The organism is Qipengyuania pacifica (assembly GCF_019857205.1).
Taxonomy (GTDB): Bacteria; Pseudomonadota; Alphaproteobacteria; order Sphingomonadales; family Sphingomonadaceae; genus Qipengyuania; species Qipengyuania pacifica.
In genome coordinates, this window is record NZ_JAHWXO010000035.1 from 1 (window position 1) to 1,847 (window position 1,847).

Annotated in this window: 1 protein-coding gene; it reads left to right on the top strand. The window is 62.9% G+C overall.

What is annotated here, in order from left to right; translation table 11 throughout:
- On the top strand, window positions 1-1,773 hold a 1,773-nt coding region (locus KYK83_RS16990; RefSeq protein ID WP_222829086.1), incomplete at its 5' end, for a strawberry notch C-terminal domain-containing protein.
- Window positions 1,774-1,847 lie beyond the last annotated feature (74 nt).

A 1,847-nucleotide genomic window follows, 5' to 3' on the forward strand; every position in this document is an offset into this window, starting at 1 on the left:
ATCGACTACCTTACAAAGAGCTTCCCGGTACGATTGATGCAGGTCTTCGCCGACGAGGACGGCAATCTTCGCTCCGAGGCGATGAGCGACGAAGAGGGCAATCCCGTTTTCTGCCCGCGCGCCATTGCTGCGCGCGATGCGCTGATCGAACAGCTTTGCGCACTGCCGCCCATCGCAACGGCACTTGATGCGATTATCGAACATTTCGGAAGCGACGCCGTGGCCGAGGTCACAGGTCGGACCCGCAGGCTGATCCTGGGCCGCGATGGTCAGCAGCGCCTCGAACGGCGAAGCCCCAGTGCCAATGTCGCCGAAGCGCAAAGCTTCATGGAAGGGACCAAGCGCATCCTGGTCTTCTCGGATGCGGGCGGCACGGGGCGTTCCTATCATGCCGACTTGGGCGCCAGGAACCAGCAGCGCCGGGTTCACTTCCTGCTTGAACCGGGATGGCGCGCCGACAACGCCATCCAGGGTCTTGGTCGCACGAACCGCACCAATCAGGCCTCGGCCCCGCTGTTCCGCCCGGTCACCACCGACGTGAAGGGCGAACGCCGCTTCATCTCGACTATTGCACGCAGGCTCGATGCCCTTGGCGCGCTTACGCGCGGCCAGCGCCAGACCGGCGGACAGAACCTGTTCGATCCGGCCGACAATCTCGAAAGCGATTATGCGCGCGACGCTCTCAGCCGTTGGTTCCAGCTGCTCTATGACGGCAAGCTTGAAGCCACCACCTTTGGCAACTTCGTCGAGCGCACCGGCCTCCAGCTCGAAAACCCCGATGGCGGGCTGACCGACAATCTCCCCACGATCCAGCGCTGGCTCAATCGCATCCTCGCGCTGCCGATTGCGCTCCAGAACGCCATATTCGATGAATATCTGGGCCTCGTTGAAGCGCGGATCGAAGCCGCGCGTGAAGCCGGGACGCTCGATCAGGGACTGGAAACCGTGGGGGTCGATCGCTTCACGGTCTTGGCAGATGAACTCCTGCGCACCGATCCGGTAACCGGAGCAGAAACACGTCTCGTCTCGCTCGAAGTGACGAGGCACCTTCGGCCTCTGCGCTTGCAGCGCCTGGTGCGGATGCACGAGATCGGCAGCCCGCACGCAATCCCGATGCGCAATGCGCGCTCGGGCAAGGTCGCACTGTCGGTTCCAGCTCGGCGTCTCATCGCCGACGACGGGGCCGTGATCGAACGTCGGCGCCTGCTGCGCCCGCTCAAGTCCGCGAACTGGACGCTTGAGGCACTCGGTGAGAGCCACTGGGAAGAAATTGGCGTCACCGCATTCACGAGTGCCTGGCGGGCCGAGGAAGAGGCAGCCGCCGCTTCACCGGTGACCGAGCGCGTCCATCTCGCCACCGGGCTGCTGCTCCCGGTCTGGAAGCGCCTCCCCGACGATCATGTCCGCGTCACCCGGCTCGTTGCCGAAGATGGCCAGTCGATCATCGGCCGCGAAGTGCTCGATGTCGACCTTGCCTCAATCGCCCAAACCTTTGGCCTCTCCGGCGTTGTCGGACCATCGGCAGATCAGATCGGCGACCTCGTCCTCGCCAGCGGCAAACCGCTGGGCCTTGCGAGCCACGATCCACTCACCTTGAAGCGCTCGCTGGTCGGCGGCGAACAGCGCCTTGAACTGACCGGATTCTCGCCGGATCGCCTCGACTGGTACAAGAACAAGGGCTGCTTCACCGAGATCATCCGCTACCGCACGCGGCTATTTGCCCCGGTGTCGAGAGCAAGCGAGATCCTCCAAAGCATCGCAATCGAGCCTTGAACTTCTCATTTGCCCTAAACTGGTCTATATAGAGACCAAATTCAGTCCTAAGGTGTTCTATGAAGCTGGACCAG